The sequence below is a fragment of the Amycolatopsis sp. NPDC004625 genome (assembly GCF_040609695.1).
Lineage (GTDB): Bacteria > Actinomycetota > Actinomycetes > Mycobacteriales > Pseudonocardiaceae > Amycolatopsis.
This window is the reverse complement of record NZ_JBEXKX010000016.1, coordinates 79,443-95,986: the sequence shown is the minus strand read 5'-3', so window position 1 is coordinate 95,986 and position 16,544 is coordinate 79,443. Positions and strand designations below refer to the sequence as shown.

Sequence of the window (16,544 nt, the reverse complement as noted above, 5' to 3'; positions counted from 1 at the left end):
CGCTCGTCAGCGCTTGCGCAGGTTGTCGAGCGCGAAGCGGCCCGGGCCGATCGCGGCGAACAGCAGGAAGACCCACGCGTAGACGGCGGCGGGCTCGCCCATGTTCTGCAGCGGCAGCAGCCCCATCGGTGCGTGCACGGTGAAGTAGGCGTAGGCCATCACACCGGAAAGCAGGATCGCGGCGGGCCGGCTGGCCAGCCCGGCCAGCAGCAGCAACGCGCCCACGAGCTCGAAGACGCTGCCCCACCAGCCGGGGAACGAGCCGAACGGGACGCCGCCGCCCTGGCCGTCGATCCCGCCGAAGAAGCCGAATCCCTGCAGGCCGTGGCAGCCGAACAGGAACGAGATCACGATCCGGCTGGCGCCGATGACGGTGCTCTTGACCTGGGCCGGGGTCTTGGTCCGGGTTTCGCGGGCGATGGTGGCGGTCATGACGGGTTCCTCTCCCTGGGGCTTGCTTGCCTTCTGCCTACGCGTCGAGTGACTTCTCCCCGGATCGACAACCCCGCCGGGATTTCTTCCGCCGGGTTTCGGGAGGATGGGCCGATGGCGGGCAAACAGAGTGCCGGGCTCCTGCTCCACCGCGGCCGCGGCGACGACGTCGAAGTGCTGCTCGGGCACATGGGCGGGCCGTTCTGGGCGAAGAAGGACGCGGCCGCGTGGTCGCTGCCGAAGGGCGAGCTGGACCCCGGCGAGCCGCCGGAGGCGGCGGCGCGGCGGGAGTTCACCGAGGAGCTGGGGCTGCCGGCGCCGTCCGGCGAGTACGTCCCGCTGGGTGAGGTGAAGCAGTCGGGCGGCAAGGTCGTGACGGCGTGGGCGGTGGCGGCCGACCTCGACCCGGCGGCCGTGGTGCCGGGGACGTTCACCATGGAGTGGCCGCCGCGCTCGGGCCGGCAGCAGGAGTTCCCCGAGGTCGACCGGGTGGCGTGGTTCCCGGTGGTGGTCGCCCGGGAGAAGCTGGTGAAGGGCCAGCTGCCGTTCCTGGACCGGCTGCTCGCGCTGGTCAGCGGCTGAGCAGCGCTTCCAGCGGCTTGGCGGTGAACGACGGCAGCACGACGTCGGCCTGCCGGAAGTCGAGCCGTTCGGTGATGGCGTTCGGCACGGCGACGCAGGTCAGCCCGGCGGCCTTGGCGGCGGTGACGCCGTGCGGGGTGTCCTCGAAGGCGAGGGTCTCGTTCGCCGGGGTCCGAAGCGCGTCGAGGGCGGCGAGGTAGAGGTCGGGGTCGGGTTTGGCCCGGTGGAGGTCGCCGGTGAGGACGGCGTCGAAGTAGCCGGCGATGCCCAGGCGTTCGAGGTGCGGGTTGACCCAGGCCCCGGACGAGCTGGAGGCGACGGCGAGCTTGATGCCCTGGGTGCGCGCGGTTTCAAGGTAGCTTTCGACGCCGTCGCGCGGGCCGAGGGTCTCGAGCAGCTCGTGGACGCGGGCTTTGGTGACCGGCCGCAGGGCATCGGGATCGACGCCGGGAGCGCGTTCGGCGAGCAGGGCGAACATGGCGGGCGTGGTGTGCTGGGTGCCGATGACGGCGTACCAGGCCTCGAGCGGGAGTTCGGTGCCGTGGGCGCGGAAGACCTCCTGCCAGGCCTGCAGAACGGCGGACTCGGTGTCGGCGAGCGTGCCGTCGAAGTCGAAGACCAGAGCGCGGGTGGGCACGCCTGCACGATGCCCGGTCGGTGATCGTTCAGGCAAGGGAGTTGTGACGCGTTGACGACCACGTCGACCTCGAACCGGTCGCGGCCGATGCGCTCGATTCGCCGATCCCGCCGTTTCCCGGGTGATCGGTCAGCTCAGGAAGAACTCCGTCAGCACCGGGGCCAGTGCCGCCGCCTTCACGATGTGGGTCTGGCCCGGCAGCGTCCGGTACTCCGCCGACGGCAGCACCTTCGCCAGCGATGCCACCCCGTTCCGCATCCACTCCGGGCTGCGGCCGCCGTCGATCACCGCGGTCGGGACCCGGACCTCCGGCCAAGCCGCCGGCAGGGGCTTGCCCGACTGCCGGTCGCCCAGCACCGCCGTGTCGTACGGGATCGTGTGGGCCACCCGCTTCAGCTTGGCCCAGAACGGCATGATCCGCATCAACGCCACCGTCACGCCGCTCAGGCCGACGCCTTCGGTCATGAACATCTTGACCGCCGTACCGCGCTTGCCCTCCTGCAACGCCGACGCGAGCCGGGTCGCGTAGTCCGCCGGGACGCGGGGGCGGGAGCCGTCCACCACGAACGGGGGCTCGTACAGCGCCAGCTTCGGTGCCGGGACGCTGCGGGCCGCTTCGAGGGCCAGCACCGCTCCCGAGGAGATGCCGAACAAGAACGCCTCGCCGCCCGCTTCCTTGACCACCGCGGCCAGGTCCTCGACCTCGCGGCCGACCGCGTACGGCCCGGTGTCGGTGCTCTCGCCGCGGCCGCGGCGGTCGTACGTGTACACCGTGAAGCGCGCGGCCAGTTCCTTCGCCAGCGCGTCGTTCGGGGAGGAGCCGCGGTAGCACATCGCGCCGTCGGCCGAGGTTGTCGTCGTCATGCGGACAGCCTGAACCCGAAGGGGCAAGCTGTCAAGACAAAAAAAGTTGTCGGTGGCCCCGCCGAAGCGGGCGAAAAGGGGATCAGGCCGAGCGCAGGGTGAGGAGCGTGATCTCGCTGGGCGCGAAGATCCGGAACGGCGGACCCCAGAACCCGGTGCCCCGGCTGTTGTACAGCTGGGTCGCCCCGTGCCGGGTCAGGCCGGACAGCGTCGGCTGGTCGAAGCGCACCAGGAGGTGGAACGGCCAGATCTGCCCGCCGTGCGTGTGCCCGGAGATCTGCAGGTCGACGTCGGCCTCGCGGGCCTCGCGGACCTGCTTCGGCTGGTGCGCCAGCAGCACCACCGGGACGTCCGCCGGCCGGCCGGCCAGCGCCGCGGCCAGGTCGGGGCCGTGGCCCGGCAGGCCGGACGCCGTGCCCGTCGGGTCGTCGATGCCCGCGAACAGGATCCGGTCGCCGCCGCGCTCGAGCAGCGTCGAGCGGTTGTGCAGCGTGTCCCAGCCGAGCCCCTCCATGTGGTCCAGCCACGCCTGGGCCTCGCCGAAGTACTCGTGGTTGCCGGTGATGTAGAACCGCCCGAGGCCGGCCTGGACGCCGCCGAGCGGGTCGACCTGCTTGCGGCGCTTCGCGACCGCGCCGTCGGCGAGGTCGCCGGCGTGGCAGACGACGTCCGCCTCCAGGGCGTTGACCGCCGCGACGACCCGCTCGGACCACCTCGTGCGGTCGATCGGCCCGAAGTGGGTGTCGGTCAGCACGGCGACGCGCAGGCCGTCGAGGCCCGGGCCGAGCCGCGGGATGACGACGTCGACCGCCTTCACCGGCGGCACCCGCATGGCGACGCGGTTGCCGTGCACGAGCAGCCCGGCGGCGACCAGCACGGTGGCGCCCGCGACGATCCGCGACCGCACCGGGTCGTCGACGCCGAGCAGTGCGACCCGCAGCACCAGGCTGAGCACGGACCAGCTCCACAGCACCCAGATCACCGCGAGGAGCGAGTCGCCGAGCCGGGCGGCGCCGTCCTGCTGCCGCCGCGCGTGCCCGCGGACCATGGCGACCGGCATCGCCACCATGGCCAGTGCGAACAGCGCCGTCCCGGCGATCGTGCCGGCGGTGCCCCAGTCCGGCGCCAGCACCAGCGTCCACCACGGCACGCTGAACAGCACGAGCAGCGCCAGAAGGGGGACGACGACCAGTTGGCCTCTCATCGAACCAGATTACAGCCCGCCGGGCTCTTACCGGTTTCGCTACTCTGGAGCCGGAGGAAGGGGGGCGCCCGTGACCACAGTGCTGGAGCTGGCGTTCCCCGTGCTGGCCAGCCCGACCGCGCTGGTCGCCTTCGCCTCCCTGGCCGCCGCCGGCCTGCTGGTCGTGCTGCTCGTCGGCAGCACGCACCGCAGTGAGCTGGCGTTGTGGTCGTCGCCGGTGCGCAGCCGCGTCACGGCCCTGCGCCGCCGGGCCCGCCGCGCCGAGTCGATCCGCCTGCGCGATCCCGGCGCACCCGGCCGCAGCAGGCCACGAGCACCCGGTTCCGGCAGCACGGCTGCCTAGGTTCCGGCCCAGCGCAGCCATTCCGCTCACCCCCATCCCTTCACTCGTGCGGAGTGCTGCCCATGTTCGGTTTTCTCGACGTGCCCGTCGCCGGCGCGTACCACCTCATCCACTGGCTCAGCGGCCCGCTGCCGGCGGCGCTGGCCATCGTCGTCTTCACGGTGTCCGTGCGGCTGCTGCTGCACCCGCTCGCCCGGTCGGCGGCCCGCGGCGAGCGTGCCCGGGCCGCCCTGCTGCCGGAGCTCCGGGCGCTGCAGGAAAAGCACGGCCGCGACCGCGACCGGCTGGCCGCGGAAATGACGAAGCTGCAGCAGGAGTCCGGGACGTCGCTGTTCGTCGGCTGCCTGCCGATGCTGCTGCAGCTGCCGTTCTTCACGGTCATGTACCGCCTGTTCACCACGGCCACGATCAGCGGCGAACCCAACTCGCTGCTCGGCGCGACCCTGCTCGGGACGCCGCTGGGCGCGCACGGCCTGGCCGGTGGCCCGCTCGTGTTCGTGATCGCGGCCGGGCTCGCCGTCGTGGCGTGGTTCACCGTGCGCCGGCAGCCCGCCGCCGGTGACGTCCCGGGCGGGAAGCTGCTGCGGCTGCTGCCCTTCGGCACCGTGCTCGCCACGCTGGTCGTGCCGCAGGCCGCCGGCATCTACCTGCTCACCACCACGGCGTGGACCGCGGCGGAGCGGGCGTTGCTACGACGCGGCTCGTGAGCGCCGCCAGAGCTCGACCGCCTCTTCGACGTCCACCAGCGCCACCGTGAGCGGCGGGCCCGTGTGGTGGTTGAGGTAGGCCTGGCGGATGCGGGTGTTGAGGTCCTCGACGAGCTCCCGCACCCGCCGTTCGGCCCGCTCCGCGGCGAGCCGGTCCGGCAGGTCCTGGACCTCGCGTTTGAGCGCGAGCGCCGGCGGCAGCAGCGCTTTCGCGTCGTGGCCGCCCTTGCGGACTTCGCGGAGCACCCACTCGGTCGCCGCGTCGTGGCCCGTGGGTTTCGGCAGCGGCTGCCCGGTGCCGGGCAGGTCGTCGAACTCGCCGCGCTCGCGGGCTTCGGCGATCTGCCGGTCGACCCACCAGCGGAAGGACACCTTGGGCGGCTTGCGTGCGGTCATCGGTGACACCCCCTCGGTCTGCCGTCCAGGGTAATCTCCGGGGAAAAGCGAGGGGACCGCATGACCGCCGAACGCAGTGGCGCCGAGGACATCGACCGCACGCTCGCGTTGCTGTGGCGCGGCCGCGGCGGCACCGGCGAACCGACCCGGGGCCGCCGCCCGACACTGACGATCGAGCGGATCGTCGCCGCGGCGGTCGCGGTCGCGGACGCCGACGGGCTCGCCGCCGCGTCGATGCACCGCGTGGCGAAGGAGCTGGGCGCGGGCACGATGACGCTGTACACGTACGTGCCGGGCAAGGCGGAGCTGGTTGACCTGATGGTCGACGACGTGCTCGTCGGACGGCGGCTGCCGGGGCCGGGCGAGCCGCGCCCGGGGGACTGGCGCGAGCAGGTGGCGCTCTACGCCGAGCGGACGCGGCGGGCGTACCGGGAGCACCCGTGGCTGTGCGAGGTGTCGCGCGTCCGGCCGCCGCTCGGGCCGGGGCAGCTGGCGGGGCAGGAGTACCTGCTGTCGATCATGGACGTGCTGGGCCTGCCGCCACGGGAGGCGGTCGCGGCGGCCAACGGGATCGGCACGTACATCGACGCGAACGCGGCCCTCGACGCGGAGAACACGAGGCTGGAGCGGAGTACCGGGCAGTCGACCGAAGCGTGGTGGCACCAGCGGTCGTCGTTCTGGGAGAACTACTTCGTGGTGGACGCCCACCCGGCGATGAACCGCATCTGGCTGGGCGGCGGCTTCGACCAGGGCGCCAAGGCCCAGGGCGACACGGCGTACGAGTTCGGGCTGAACCGGATGCTCGACGGCATCCAGGCCCTGGTGGACTAGCGCGGCGAAGGCCGCAGCCGGTCAGCGCCGGCTGCGCCACCTCAGGCGGCGTCGCTCCTGCCTCGGCACCGCCGGCTCCGCGTCGCCGCCGCGCAGCACCTCGCGGCAGACCGGGTCGAAGCGGCCGGGTTCCTCGATCATCGGGGCCGCCAGGACCACGTGGCCGCAGACCGCGTGGAAGCGGCCCTCGTGGCGGCCCGACGCGAACTCCTCTTCGGTGATCGCGTGCGTGTAGCCGTCGGTGTCGCAGCGGATGTGCACCAGGAACGGGTCCACCCGGCTCACCCCGGCGCGCTGGTCGACGTGGTCGTGGCCGGGGTGCCCGCCGAGTCGGCCGGGGTGTTGGCCGCCGTCGACGACGGGGCCGGGGTCGTGCTGGTCGTCGCCGGAGGTGTCGTGGGCGTCGACGACGGGGTCGACGTGGGCGTCGAGGAGGTCGGCGTCGTCGACGAGGGGGTGGTCGAGGCCGGGGTGGTCGAAGTCGGGGAGGACGACGTCGTCGTCCCCGGCAGGGAACCCGGCGGCACGACGACCACCGGCGGGGCCGGCGGCGGCGCCGGGACGCCGACCGGGGCACCCGCCGCGGCGGCGTCCGGGGCGTCCGGCGCGCCGATCGGGACCTGGCTGTCGGGCAGCTGCGCGACGCCGCTGCGGTAGGCCGAAGCCCACGCCATCACAGTGTCCACATAGGACTGCGAGTTGTTGTAGCGGCGCACGGCGATCCGCTGCCCCGCGTCCGTCGAGAGGTCGAGGCCGCCCGAGCACAGGTAGCGGGCCGTGGCCAGGGCCTCGTCGTAGATGTTGTTCGGGTTGGACACGCCGTCGCCGTTGCCGTCCGAGGCGTAGGAGCGCCAGGTCGACGGGATGAACTGCGTCGGGCCGACCGCGCGGTCCCACTGCGCGTCGCCGTCGTACTTGCCGCCGTCGGTGTCCGGGATCGCGGCGAACGCGCCCGCGCCGTTGAGCACCGGGCCGAGGATCGGCTCGAGCGTGTCGCCCGCCGCGTTGACGTACCCGCCGCGCGCGTGGTTCGACTCGATCCGGCCGATGCTGGCGATCAGGGCCCAGTCCAGGTGGCAGTTCGGCTGCTCCTTGGCGAGGATCCCGGCGGCGTTCTTGTACGCCTTGAGCATGCTCGCCGGGATGCCGAGCGGCCCGGAGATGCCCGCGGACCCGGCCCGCCCGCCCGGCACGACCAGCGGCTCGGGCAGCGGCGGCTGCGGCAGGCTGCCGTCGACGGCGATCGGCGGCATGACGATGTTCGGCTGCTGCTGCGGGGCGGCCCGGTCCGGCAGGACACCGCCGTTGCCGGCGTCGGCGACCACGACCGGTGCCGGCAGGCCGGTGGTCAGCGTGGGCAGCACGACGAGCGCCCCACCCGCGAGCGCGGCGGCGGTCCGGCGGACCGAACGCGTGCTCCTGCGACGTGGCCGGTGCTTGGGCATGGTCGTCCCCGCTTCCCTCGATCTGTCGCTGATCGCCTCACTCGATCGGCCTCACCCACCGGTACTGACCGGTAGGAGCAAACTATCCGATGGAACCGAACTTTGGCGAATGGCGCAGCAAAAACCGGTCCTCACGAAGAAGTTCGTCCGGATGGCACAAAACGTTAGGAGGGAATCTGTCAGATTCACCGAAACTTAACGTGCCCCTCCGGACAGTTTGTCCAGCAGGACACCGGGGACGGTGAGCCCGCGGTGCCGCACGTCCGAGGAAAACCGCCGGACGAGCGAATCCGACGGTGTCGCGGTGAACGTCACGACGTCCCGGTGCAGCGCCGGCTTCAGCCGCCGCAGCGCTCCCGCGAAGGTCCGCGTGAGCGCGGTGGTCGGGACCAGTGCCACGCCGAGCCCGGCCGCGGCGAGCTGGGCCGCCGTCGCCGCCTGTTTGGTCCGCATCACCGCCTCGAGCACCACGCCGTGCCGCGCCGCCTCCCGGTCGAGCCAGCCGCCGAGTCCATTGTCCCGGTGGTAGTGCACCAGCGGGAGGTCCGCGAGGGCGGTCATCGGGACGGCCGCCCGGGCGGCGAGGGGGTGGTCCGCGGCCAGCGCCACGACGATCTCCTCGCGTCCCACCAGGTCGGTCGTCCCGGTCCAGCGGCTCGGCCGCGGCCCGGCGGCGATGTCCGCTTCGCCGGCTTCCAGGGCTTCGACCAGCGCGTCCGCGCTCGTGGTCTCGGTCAGCGTGATCCGCACCTCGGGGCGGTGGCGGTGCCAGGCGCGCAGCACCGGCGCCAGCAACCCGGCGGTCATCGTCTCCGCGCAGGCGATCCGGAGGGTGCCTTCGCCGCCGCCGGACACCGCGCGGCCGGTCCGGAGCACCCGTTCGGCGGCGGCCAGCGCCGCCCGCGCGTCCGGGAGCACCGCCCGCCCCGCCGCGGTCGGGCGGACCCCGCGCGGCAGCCGCTCCAGCACCGGCGTCCCCAGTTCCCGCTCGAGCGCGCCGATCTGGTGGGACAGCGCGGGCTGGGACAGGTGCAGCCGCGCGGCCGCCTCGGTGATCGACCCGGCGTCGAGGACCGCCACCAGGCACTCGAGCGCGCGCAGCGTAGGCATTCGCCGATTCTATCGCAGCCATCGAAAACCTTCGGATCAAGACGGGATTGTCCGCGGCCCGGCCGGCGCTGAACCCGGGGTGCGAAACGGAAGGAGCACGGAAATGTCGTTCGAGGGAAAGCGCCTGGTCGTCGTGGGCGGGAGTGCGGGGATCGGCAGGCAGCTCGCGGTGGACGCCCGCGCGGCCGGGGCCGAGGTCATCCGGGCCGGGCGGAATCCGGCGCGGCTGGCCGAACCGGGGGTCCGGACCGCATTCGCGGATCTGGCGGAAGAATCGTCGCTGAAAGCGCTTGCCGAAGCGGTGGGTGAAATCGACTTCCTGGTCACCCTGGCGGCGGCGCCGGCGAACGGGCCGGTCGCGACGCTGGAGCGGGACGCGGTCGCGCGGGCCTTCGACGCGAAGGTGGTCGGCCCGCTCATGCTGGCCAAGCACTTCGCGCCGCGGTTCCGGGACGGCGGCGCGATGGTCCTGTTCTCCGGCGTCGCCGCGTGGCGCCCGGTGCCCGGGCGGGCGGTCATGGCGACGACGAACGGTGCGGTGGCGTTCCTCGCCGAGGCCCTGGCCGTGGAGCTCGCGCCGGTCCGGGTCAACGCGATCTCGCCGGGCATCGTCGACTCGGGCGCGTGGGACCGGCTCGGCGAGGCGAAGGCCGAGTTCTTCCGCCGGACCGCCGAGGCGAACCCGGCGCGCCGGGTGGGCCGGCCCGCGGACGTCTCGGCGGCCGCCCTCCACCTGCTGGCGAACCCGTTCGTCACGGGCTCGGTCCTGCACGTGGACGGCGGCGGCCGGCTCGCCTGAGAACGGTGGGTGAGCAAGCCTTTACACGAAGGGGGGCGATTCCTATGATCAGCCGTCCGGACGCGCTGCCGCCCGTCCGGACGGCCCAGGTGGAGGGTTTGATGGCACGTAGGGCTCCGCGCCCCGAGCGGGTGACCGTCGCCGAGCTGCTGGGCCGGTCCGACGCACCGGGCGACCGCTACCGCGACGAGGACACGCTCGTGCTCCCGCGAGCGCGCCACCGCGAAAAACCGCAGGTCCTGCGGTCGTTGACGCGGCTGCGGGTGTTCTCCGTGGTGGCCGGGGCGCTCGCGTTGACCGGCGGGGTCAGCGCGGCGGTGTCGATGCCGCCGGCGCGGACCGCGGGCGCGGCCTGGCCGCCGGCCGGCCTGGAACCCCCGGCGGTGGCGCTGGTGCCGCTGCCGGCGGACGTCGTCGTGCCGCCGGCCAACCCGGCTCCGAAATCCGTGGCGCCGGCCGGAGAGCCGGGCGGAATCGTCGCTCCGGCGCCGATACCGGAGCCGGAATCGGATTCCGTGGTGGTTTCGCCCGCACGCCGCGGAACCCTGGCGCGCGCTGTGAAGATCGTCGACAAGGTGAAGGAACGGCCGAAACCGAAACTGCCCCCGCAGGCGGCACCGGTGCGCCACGAGATCCCGGACGTCCCGCTCTGGTCGCGCGGCCGCCCGGAAGTCCCGGACTGGCAGTCGATGTGGGCCGGCCGCCGCCCGGTGGGCTTCCCGGGTGGCGGGCACGACGGCTGTGGCCGCCACCGCCGTTAGCCCAGCGGGAGCTGGTACTGCATGAACCCCTTGTCGAGCGCGACCCGGTCGTAGAGCCGCCGGGCGGTCGTGTTCGACGTCTGCGTGTGCCAGTAGACGCGGCCGCACCCCTGCGTCCGCGCCCAGTCCGCGACGGCCTCGATCAGCGCGCGCGCCGCCCCGCGGCCGCGGGCCTTCTCGTCGGTGAACAGGTCCTGCAGGTAGCAGACGTCGGCCGACGTCGTGCTGGCGTGCGTCAGGAAGTGGACGATGCCGACGAGTTCGCCGCCGAGCCGCGCGCCGAGCGCGTGCATCCGCGCGCCGCTCGCGAACTCGCGCCAGGCCCGGTCCACCAGGTCCGGCGCGAGCGTCCGGCCGTAGAAACTGTTGTAGCCGGCGAACAGGTTTTCCCAGGCCGGGCGGTCTTCTTCGGTCAGGCCCCCGATGGTGATCATGGCGCGAGGCTAACGTGGACGGACACGCGCGGGACACAACTCGTCAGTAAGGTGACGAACCCGAAACGAATTCATAGAATCGGGGCCCGGTCGGCGAAATCCAGCGGAGGTTCCTGATGGCGCGCACGGCGCACCGTGCCAGTGGCAGACCCGTCACCGTGGGGGAGCTGATGCTGCGGCCGGATGTGCACGGCCGCCGCCGGCCCGAAGACCTCGAAGTGCTCGAACTCGCCTACCGGCAGCGCCGCCGGCTCGGTCCGGAGCCCGTCGTCCGGACGCCCTCGCCCGGCGCCCGCGCGCTGGCCGTCGTCACCGGGCTGTGGCGGCGCAAACCGCGGTAGCCGTCCGGTTCAGCGCGCCGCCACCGCGAGCGCCGCGGCCAGCACCCGGTGCCCGGCCGCGGTCGGGTGGACGTCACAGCCCCCGCCGGGCAGCGCGATCAGCAGCCCGGCCGCGCAGGGATCGCCGCCGGACCGCAGGGAAGCCAGCCGGAACGCGGTGAAGCCGTCGGCGACCGCGCCGTGGTAGCGCCGGGTCACCTGCCCCAGCAGCGCGTCGAGCGCCTTCACCTGCGAAACCTGGGCCGCATCCCGATAGTCGAGCGAGTAGTAGGACACGAGCACCAGGTCACCGCGGTAGTTCGCCCGCACGGCACCGAGGATGGCGGCGAGGTTGCGGCCCAGCCGGTCGAGTGCGGCCGGGAAGGAACTCGTGCAGTGGTCCGGGGTGGTGTCCTGGCAGAGGAACAGGTCGTTGGCGCCGATGGTCAGCGTCACCAGCCGGGTGTCGCGGTGGGCGCGCAGGAACGCCACGGCGTAGTCGATCTGGGTGCCGGGGTAGGCGACGTGCAGGGGGAACGCCGTCCGGTAACCCGCCGGGGAGCCGAGGGAGTTCTCGCAGCCGTTGCTCTGGGCGCCGGCCGTCAGCATGCTCGCCGTCGTCTCGCCGGGACAGGACGCGTTGGCGAGCCGCAGCCCGCGCAGGGCCGCGTACTTCTCGGCGTAACCGCGGAAGTTGGCCGCATCCAGGTAGTCCGCGGGCGGGGTGACGGCGCCGGGCCGGTAACCGAACGCGACGGAATCGCCGAGCGCGAGGTACCGGCCGTGGTAACCGGTTGCCTCCGCGGGCGCCGCCGCCAGCGACGTCAGCGCGAGGACGGCCGCCGCGGCGGCGAGAACCCTGCTCCTGAACCCCATGACCGGCTCCTTCCGCGCGCCGTTGCGTGGCCGGAACCGATTTTGCCGGTCCCGGCCACGCGGCGGAAGCGTCAGAAGGCGATCGTCGACGGCGGTTTCGGTCCGGCGACCTGGGCCTGCGCCGCGCCCGGCTCGACCGCCGCGCAGTGCGTGCCCCGGGCCGGGAGCTTGCCGGTGATCAGGTAGTCGTCGGTCGCCTTGGTCACGCACGGGCTCTGCTTGAAGTAGGCGCCGTGGCCCCAGCCGTCGTAGGTGAGCAGCGTGCTGCCGCTCTGCCGGGCGGCGGCCTGCGACCACGCGTACGGTGTCGCCGGGTCGTACCGGCTGCTCAGCATCAGCAGCGGCGGCGCGCCGTGCACCTGCAGCGGGTGCTGCGGGTTGCCGACCGGGCCCGGCCAGCCGAGGCAGCCGGTGACCGCCCGCCAGCCCAGGGAGCTGACCTTGACGTCCGGCGCGAAGGCCGCGGCCGCCCGGCGGTAGACCTCGAGTTCGGCGAAGCTGTGCACCGGCAGGCGCCAGTCGTCGCAGAACACGCTCTGGAAGACGGTGTTGACCCCGATGTCGTCGCGCAGCTTCGCCGACGCTGCCGCCGTGCCGTCCGCGAACGACTTGAGCACCTTCGCCAGCCTGTCCCAGCTCGGGCCGTAGAAGTTGCCCTGGATGATCGAAGCGAGGTCCAGCGGGGTGATCGCCTCGCCGCTCTGCGGGTCCTTCAGCTCGCCGCGCGCGGCTTTGTCCTGCAGGCCGCGGGTCAGCGCGGAGACGTCCCGGCCGTGCAGCGCGCAGGCCGGCGTCCGGTCGCACCAGGCGGCGAACTCGCGGAACTCCGCCTGCACCGACTGCGTCTCGCTCTGCAGGAACTCCCACGCGGTGACCTGCGAGTGGTCCATGTTGCTGTCCAGCACGAGCGCGCGGACCCTGTCCGGGAACAGCTCGGCGTACTGCTGGCCCATCAGCGTGCCGTAGGAGACGCCGTAGTAGGTCAGCTTCGGCTCGCCGAGGGCGGCGCGGATGGCGTCCATGTCCCGCGCGACGCTCTTCGTGTCGCCGGACTGCGCCAGTGGCCCGGTGATCCGGGTGCAGCTCTCGCCGAGCTTGCGGTTGTACTGCGCGAGCTGCTCGAATTCGGTCCGGTTGCGCGGAACCTGCGGGTGGTCGGCGATCAGCTCGGCGAGCCCGCACTTGATCTGGGTGCTGTCGCCGACGCCGCGGGGGTCGAACCCCACGGTGTCGAAGCGTTTGGTGACCTCGGCCGAGAGCGACCAGCCGGCCTTGACCTCGCCGGCGCCCGCGCCCCCGGGGCCGCCCGGGTCCATCAGCACCGAGCCGATCCGGGCCTGCGGATCGGTGGCTTTGCGCCGGGCGAGCGCGATCGTCGTGGTGCCCCGGTCCGGGTGGGCCCAGTCGATCGGCACGGTCACCGTGCCGCACTCGGCGCCGGGCGCGTCGGCGCACGGCTGCCAGTCGACGCTGCCTGCGGCCGAGGCCGGTGGCGCCGCCAGCAGGCTGCCCAGTACCGCGGTGACGGCCGTGGCCGTCAGGAACCGCTTCTTGACCCCCGTCATGCCCAGTCCTTCCCCTCACCGACAGTGCACGATCGACTCCAATAAATCACCGATCCGGGGATCGCGCCAGGTTGCCTGGTGAATCAGGCCGCGGTGTCCACTGTGGACGAACGTTCGGCGCGCCGGAGCCCGGCCGTGGCCACCGCGCCCAGCGCGCACACCGCCGTCAGCGCGCCGAAGGCCCAGCCGAACCCGGTGGCCGGGCCGGCGGCCAGTCCCCGGGACAGCACGATCACGCACAGCGCGCCGCCGAGGGCGCCGCCCACGCGCATGACGATGTTCACCAGCGCGGTGGCGTGGCCGAGCTCGGCGGCGGCGACCGACGCGTACGCCGCCGTCGACGCGGGCATGACGGAAAGCCCGAGTCCGGCGCCGCGGACCAGGAGCAGGGCCTGGACGAGCCACATCGGCGCGTCCGGGCCCAGCCACGGGAGCGGCACGGTGCTCGCCAGCACCACCAGTGACCCGGCGAGCGAGACGGTGCCGCCGCCGTAGCGGTCGGTCAGCCGGCCGGCGACGACCACGAACACCGTGGTGGCCAGCCCCATCGGGGCGAGCAGGACGCCGGATTCGGCGGTCCCGGCGCCGAGCCGGACCTGGAACCACAGCGGCAGCACCAGCACGGCCCCGAACATCCCGGCGCCGCCGAGCAGCACGGACGCGAGCGCGGACCCCAGCACCGGCCGCGCGGCCAGGCGCAGCCGCAGCGCCGGGTGCGGGACGCGCAACGACCGCCAGGCGAACAACCCCATGGCCGCGGCCCCGATGCTCGCCAGTGCGACGTCGAGGGAGCCGGGGGTGGCCAGTTCGGTCAGCGCGTACACCAGCAGCGGCAGGCCGAGCGACACCAGGGCCAGGCCGCGCCAGTCCACCGGCGGCGGCTGCCCGCGGTCGCCGCGCGGCACGTACCGCAGGGCCAGGCCGAACGCGAGCAGTCCGATCGGGACGTTCAGCCAGAACAGCACCGGCCACGAGAAGTGCGCGAGCAGGAACCCGCCGACGCTCGGCCCGACGACCGGCGCCAGCCCGACCACGAGCGCCAGCGTGCCCATGGTGCGGCCCAGCCGTTCCGGGCCGACGGCCAGCCCGATCACGGTCTGCCCGGCGGTCACCATGACCCCGGCGGCCATGCCCTGCACGGCGCGGACGCCGATCAGCGTGCCGGCGTCCGGGGCGAGCGCGCACGCCACCGACGTGAGCAGGAAGGCGGCCAGCGCGCCGAGCCACAGGCGGCCGGCGCCGAACCTGTGCCCGAGCCACGGCGTCAGCGGGAGCGCGGCCGACAGGCCCAGCAGGTAGGCCGTGGCGACCCACTGGATCCCGGCGAGCGCGACGCCGAGGCTGTCGCGCATCGTCTCGAGGCCGACGGCGACGATCGAAGCGTCCATGTTGCCGAGGAAGCCGCCCAGGGCCAGCACGCCGGACGCGAGCCAGACGGTGCGCGGGATCGGGGGTGCGGTGGTCATGCCGACGACGGTAGAAGTTCGACAAAGGTCGAGGTCAACGGCGAGCTGCCGGGCGCGACAGTGTCGTCCCGCTTGGTGGGACAGGCCCGGCTGGGCTATCCGGCCGACCGGCGGGCGGCCGCGCCCCGCCACCCGCGTCCCGCGGCCAGGCCGCGGTAGTGCTCCAGGGCGGCCACGGATTCGGTGACCTGCTCGAAACTCGGCAGCGCGCGCACGTTGGCCACCAGTGTCATGTCCTTGCGCGGGATCTCGACGAAGCACACCTCGACGCCGGCGCGTTCGGCGTGGGCGGCCACCCGGGCCTGCCAGGCGGGGAGATCGTCGTCGTCGCCGAGCCATTCGTGCAGGTAGACGCACCACTTGCCGCGCAACAGCTCACCCGCGATGGCTTCGAGCCCGACCAGGTACGGCTCGGTCACGTGGTCGGCCATGACCGTTCCCCGGAACACCCAGGCACTGCTTCCCTCCTGCCCCGCCCGGCGGCGACCCCTGACCGCCGGAAAGCGCTCTCTCGGCGTGGCCTCCCCGCCTCCGCCGAGCAGCGCGAACCCCGGTGACCGATGGCCGAGCACCGGGGTTTCGCCAACTTACCGGTGGTTTTGGTTCACAGCAACCGATTGCCGTGATCACCGGAAGGCGCGTGCACAATCGGTGTGCGGATGCACGTGCCGATTCCTTTACCGCAGGTGGGTGCGCAGCAGGTTGGGCGAGCCGCCGAAGTACGCGCTGTCGGCCACGTACAGCGTGTCACCGCGGACGGCGACCGACGTCGGGTTGGCCAGACCATCCGAAGTGGACAGGATCGTCCTGGTCCCGTCGCGGCCGGTCGTGACGACCCGGTTGTCCTGGTTGACCGCCGCGACGACGGTGTCGCCGTGGAACGCGAAGTCGTCGACCGGGCCGAGCCCCGAGGCGGCGACCCGGCCGGGCGCGCCGGTGAGCGGGAACCGGACCAGCGTGCCGCGGTCCAGGTTGGACACCCACACCGCGCCGTCGTGCACCTTCACCCCGTTCGCCCCGAAGCCGGTCACCGGCGCGAGCAGTTCGCCGGTGGCCCAGTCGGTGACCTGCCCGGTGCGCGGGGAGACGCGCCGGACGACCGAGCCGAACGAGTCGGCGACGAAGAGGTCGCCACTGGCGGGATCCCGGGCGACGCCGTTCTGGAAGCCGGCCGGCGAAAGCGCGGCCACCTGCACCGGCGGGATCCCGGGCCGCACCCGGTAGAGGCCGGTCGCCGCCGTGCCGGTCGAAACGGCGACGTACAGGTCACCGCCGGGGGCGCGCACGATCCCGCCGAGGAACAGCTTCCTGTGCACCACCGGGACGTCCCCGTCGGCGGGCACCGGGATCCGGGCGATGACGCTCACCCGGCCGCCGGGCGAGACCCGGCCGATCTCCCCGGTGTAGGCGAAGGTGAGGTCGGCGGAGCCGTCGGGCTCCAGCGCGATGTTTTCCGGCTGCTGCCCGGCGGCGAGGTCGAGCGGGATGATCCTCGACGTCGCCTGGGCGGGCGCGGCCGGCAGGGCGAAGACGGCGGCCGCGGCCAGCGCGGCGCCGATCTGCTTGATGCGCAAGGGAAACTCCGGTTCGGTTCGTGACAAGTGGACGGCGAAGAGAACCCCAGATCGCCGTGCCTTCGACCGTAGGCCGGGTGCGCGGGGTGCCGCCAATAGGTTCCTTTCGCGGTGGCATCGGAAAACCGATGGCTCGCGCTGCCCGAACGGGCAGCGGCAGGTGCGGCCGAATGTGCCCGCGTCGCACCTCGACCGGAG

21 protein-coding genes are annotated in these 16,544 nt (G+C 73.3%); 7 read left to right on the top strand and 14 right to left on the bottom strand.

Annotated features, from left to right (window positions below; genetic code table 11):
• Positions 1-6: 6 nt before the first annotated feature.
• Positions 7-432: a DoxX family protein gene (locus ABZW17_RS20195; protein WP_354815956.1), complete on the bottom strand. Its 426-nt coding sequence runs from the start codon at positions 430-432 to the stop codon at positions 7-9.
• A 114-nt stretch (positions 433-546) separates the two neighbouring features.
• Between ABZW17_RS20195 and ABZW17_RS20190 the strand changes: the two genes are divergently transcribed.
• Positions 547-1,014, top strand: coding sequence for an NUDIX domain-containing protein (locus ABZW17_RS20190; RefSeq protein WP_354815953.1), 468 nt, complete (start codon positions 547-549; stop codon positions 1,012-1,014).
• On the opposite strand, the gene ABZW17_RS20185 is transcribed toward ABZW17_RS20190, so the two are convergent.
• The 3 genes from ABZW17_RS20185 to ABZW17_RS20175 form a co-directional block, all read right to left on the bottom strand.
• Positions 1,004-1,651: an HAD family hydrolase gene (locus tag ABZW17_RS20185; protein ID WP_354815950.1), complete on the bottom strand. Its 648-nt coding sequence runs from the start codon at positions 1,649-1,651 to the stop codon at positions 1,004-1,006. The two genes, ABZW17_RS20190 and ABZW17_RS20185, sit on opposite strands and share 11 nt — an antisense overlap.
• Positions 1,652-1,780: 129 nt before the next feature.
• Positions 1,781-2,515: an alpha/beta hydrolase gene (locus ABZW17_RS20180; RefSeq protein WP_354815947.1), complete on the bottom strand. Its 735-nt coding sequence runs from the start codon at positions 2,513-2,515 to the stop codon at positions 1,781-1,783.
• Positions 2,516-2,597: 82 nt separating this feature from the next.
• Positions 2,598-3,719 carry a metallophosphoesterase gene (locus ABZW17_RS20175; RefSeq protein ID WP_354815944.1) on the bottom strand — a complete coding sequence of 374 codons (1,122 nt, stop codon included), beginning with the start codon at positions 3,717-3,719 and terminating at the stop codon, positions 2,598-2,600.
• Positions 3,720-3,789: 70 nt separating this feature from the next.
• Between ABZW17_RS20175 and ABZW17_RS20170 the strand changes: the two genes are divergently transcribed.
• Together ABZW17_RS20170 and yidC are read left to right on the top strand one after the other, a co-directional pair.
• Positions 3,790-4,062, top strand: a complete 273-nt coding sequence (locus tag ABZW17_RS20170; protein ID WP_354815941.1) for a DUF6412 domain-containing protein — start codon at positions 3,790-3,792, stop codon at positions 4,060-4,062.
• A 62-nt stretch (positions 4,063-4,124) separates the two neighbouring features.
• Positions 4,125-4,769: a membrane protein insertase YidC gene (gene yidC / locus ABZW17_RS20165; RefSeq protein ID WP_354815938.1), complete on the top strand. Its 645-nt coding sequence runs from the start codon at positions 4,125-4,127 to the stop codon at positions 4,767-4,769.
• Here yidC and ABZW17_RS20160 read toward each other — a convergent pair.
• A complete protein-coding gene (locus ABZW17_RS20160; protein ID WP_354815935.1) occupies positions 4,752-5,165 on the bottom strand; it encodes a DUF1992 domain-containing protein in 414 nt (137 codons plus the stop codon). The genes yidC and ABZW17_RS20160 overlap by 18 nt on opposite strands.
• 60 nt (positions 5,166-5,225) lie before the next feature.
• Here ABZW17_RS20160 and ABZW17_RS20155 point away from each other — a divergent pair, with 60 nt between their 5' ends.
• The gene (locus tag ABZW17_RS20155; protein WP_354815932.1) at positions 5,226-5,996 is read left to right on the top strand and encodes a TetR/AcrR family transcriptional regulator C-terminal domain-containing protein; all 771 of its coding nucleotides are present in this window, start codon (positions 5,226-5,228) and stop codon (positions 5,994-5,996) included.
• A 21-nt stretch (positions 5,997-6,017) separates the two neighbouring features.
• Here ABZW17_RS20155 and ABZW17_RS20150 read toward each other — a convergent pair whose 3' ends face one another.
• The 3 genes from ABZW17_RS20150 to ABZW17_RS20140 all read right to left on the bottom strand — a co-directional run bounded on the left by ABZW17_RS20150 (position 6,018) and on the right by ABZW17_RS20140 (position 8,551).
• A complete protein-coding gene (locus ABZW17_RS20150) occupies positions 6,018-6,272 on the bottom strand; it encodes a hypothetical protein (RefSeq protein ID WP_354815929.1) in 255 nt (84 codons plus the stop codon).
• A gap of 5 nt (positions 6,273-6,277) precedes the next feature.
• Positions 6,278-7,441, bottom strand: a complete 1,164-nt coding sequence (locus ABZW17_RS20145; protein ID WP_354815926.1) for a lytic murein transglycosylase — start codon at positions 7,439-7,441, stop codon at positions 6,278-6,280.
• Positions 7,442-7,636: 195 nt separating this feature from the next.
• Positions 7,637-8,551: a LysR family transcriptional regulator gene (locus ABZW17_RS20140; RefSeq protein WP_354815923.1), complete on the bottom strand. Its 915-nt coding sequence runs from the start codon at positions 8,549-8,551 to the stop codon at positions 7,637-7,639.
• 103 nt (positions 8,552-8,654) lie between these two features.
• Between ABZW17_RS20140 and ABZW17_RS20135 the strand changes: the two genes are divergently transcribed.
• Both ABZW17_RS20135 and ABZW17_RS20130 read left to right on the top strand, forming a co-directional pair.
• On the top strand, positions 8,655-9,350 hold the full coding sequence (locus ABZW17_RS20135) for an SDR family oxidoreductase (RefSeq protein WP_354815920.1): 696 nt from the start codon (positions 8,655-8,657) through the stop codon (positions 9,348-9,350).
• Between the two features lie 101 nt (positions 9,351-9,451).
• Positions 9,452-10,111, top strand: a complete 660-nt coding sequence (locus ABZW17_RS20130; RefSeq protein ID WP_354815917.1) for a hypothetical protein — start codon at positions 9,452-9,454, stop codon at positions 10,109-10,111.
• Here ABZW17_RS20130 and ABZW17_RS20125 read toward each other — a convergent pair.
• Positions 10,108-10,545, bottom strand: a complete 438-nt coding sequence (locus ABZW17_RS20125; RefSeq protein WP_354815914.1) for a GNAT family N-acetyltransferase — start codon at positions 10,543-10,545, stop codon at positions 10,108-10,110. The two genes, ABZW17_RS20130 and ABZW17_RS20125, sit on opposite strands and share 4 nt — an antisense overlap.
• 170 nt (positions 10,546-10,715) lie before the next feature.
• Here ABZW17_RS20125 and ABZW17_RS20120 point away from each other — a divergent pair, with 170 nt between their 5' ends.
• Positions 10,716-10,886, top strand: a complete 171-nt coding sequence (locus ABZW17_RS20120) for a hypothetical protein (RefSeq protein ID WP_354815911.1) — start codon at positions 10,716-10,718, stop codon at positions 10,884-10,886.
• 9 nt (positions 10,887-10,895) lie between these two features.
• Here the strand turns inward: ABZW17_RS20120 and ABZW17_RS20115 are convergent, their stop codons facing one another.
• The 5 genes from ABZW17_RS20115 to ABZW17_RS20095 form a co-directional block, all read right to left on the bottom strand.
• Positions 10,896-11,741, bottom strand: coding sequence for a GDSL-type esterase/lipase family protein (locus tag ABZW17_RS20115; protein WP_354815908.1), 846 nt, complete (start codon positions 11,739-11,741; stop codon positions 10,896-10,898).
• A 71-nt stretch (positions 11,742-11,812) separates the two neighbouring features.
• Positions 11,813-13,306: an alpha/beta hydrolase gene (locus ABZW17_RS20110; RefSeq protein WP_354815905.1), complete on the bottom strand. Its 1,494-nt coding sequence runs from the start codon at positions 13,304-13,306 to the stop codon at positions 11,813-11,815.
• Positions 13,307-13,389: 83 nt separating this feature from the next.
• Positions 13,390-14,772, bottom strand: a complete 1,383-nt coding sequence (locus ABZW17_RS20105; protein WP_354815902.1) for a DHA2 family efflux MFS transporter permease subunit — start codon at positions 14,770-14,772, stop codon at positions 13,390-13,392.
• A gap of 95 nt (positions 14,773-14,867) precedes the next feature.
• Positions 14,868-15,203: a hypothetical protein gene (locus tag ABZW17_RS20100; protein WP_354815899.1), complete on the bottom strand. Its 336-nt coding sequence runs from the start codon at positions 15,201-15,203 to the stop codon at positions 14,868-14,870.
• Positions 15,204-15,449: 246 nt separating this feature from the next.
• Complete coding sequence (locus ABZW17_RS20095) at positions 15,450-16,346, bottom strand: hypothetical protein (RefSeq protein ID WP_354815896.1); 897 nt, start codon at positions 16,344-16,346, stop codon at positions 15,450-15,452.
• Positions 16,347-16,544: the final 198 nt, after the last annotated feature.

What these genes read in the sequence shown, in the direction of transcription:
- ABZW17_RS20140 (WP_354815923.1), bottom strand. Translation starts at nt 8,551, where the DNA reads ATGCCTACGCTGCGCGCGCTCGAGTGCCTGGTGGCGGTCCTCGACGCC.
- ABZW17_RS20160 (WP_354815935.1), bottom strand. Translation starts at nt 5,165, where the DNA reads ATGACCGCACGCAAGCCGCCCAAGGTGTCCTTCCGCTGGTGGGTCGAC.
- ABZW17_RS20175 (WP_354815944.1), bottom strand. Translation starts at nt 3,719, where the DNA reads ATGAGAGGCCAACTGGTCGTCGTCCCCCTTCTGGCGCTGCTCGTGCTG.
- ABZW17_RS20105 (WP_354815902.1), bottom strand. Translation starts at nt 14,772, where the DNA reads ATGACCACCGCACCCCCGATCCCGCGCACCGTCTGGCTCGCGTCCGGC.
- ABZW17_RS20180 (WP_354815947.1), bottom strand. Translation starts at nt 2,515, where the DNA reads ATGACGACGACAACCTCGGCCGACGGCGCGATGTGCTACCGCGGCTCC.
- ABZW17_RS20145 (WP_354815926.1), bottom strand. Translation starts at nt 7,441, where the DNA reads ATGCCCAAGCACCGGCCACGTCGCAGGAGCACGCGTTCGGTCCGCCGG.
- ABZW17_RS20120 (WP_354815911.1), top strand. Translation starts at nt 10,716, where the DNA reads ATGCTGCGGCCGGATGTGCACGGCCGCCGCCGGCCCGAAGACCTCGAA.
- ABZW17_RS20130 (WP_354815917.1), top strand. Translation starts at nt 9,452, where the DNA reads ATGGCACGTAGGGCTCCGCGCCCCGAGCGGGTGACCGTCGCCGAGCTG.
- yidC (WP_354815938.1), top strand. Translation starts at nt 4,125, where the DNA reads ATGTTCGGTTTTCTCGACGTGCCCGTCGCCGGCGCGTACCACCTCATC.
- ABZW17_RS20110 (WP_354815905.1), bottom strand. Translation starts at nt 13,306, where the DNA reads ATGACGGGGGTCAAGAAGCGGTTCCTGACGGCCACGGCCGTCACCGCG.
- ABZW17_RS20195 (WP_354815956.1), bottom strand. Translation starts at nt 432, where the DNA reads ATGACCGCCACCATCGCCCGCGAAACCCGGACCAAGACCCCGGCCCAG.
- ABZW17_RS20135 (WP_354815920.1), top strand. Translation starts at nt 8,655, where the DNA reads ATGTCGTTCGAGGGAAAGCGCCTGGTCGTCGTGGGCGGGAGTGCGGGG.
- ABZW17_RS20125 (WP_354815914.1), bottom strand. Translation starts at nt 10,545, where the DNA reads ATGATCACCATCGGGGGCCTGACCGAAGAAGACCGCCCGGCCTGGGAA.
- ABZW17_RS20190 (WP_354815953.1), top strand. Translation starts at nt 547, where the DNA reads ATGGCGGGCAAACAGAGTGCCGGGCTCCTGCTCCACCGCGGCCGCGGC.
- ABZW17_RS20100 (WP_354815899.1), bottom strand. Translation starts at nt 15,203, where the DNA reads ATGGCCGACCACGTGACCGAGCCGTACCTGGTCGGGCTCGAAGCCATC.
- ABZW17_RS20155 (WP_354815932.1), top strand. Translation starts at nt 5,226, where the DNA reads ATGACCGCCGAACGCAGTGGCGCCGAGGACATCGACCGCACGCTCGCG.
- ABZW17_RS20115 (WP_354815908.1), bottom strand. Translation starts at nt 11,741, where the DNA reads ATGGGGTTCAGGAGCAGGGTTCTCGCCGCCGCGGCGGCCGTCCTCGCG.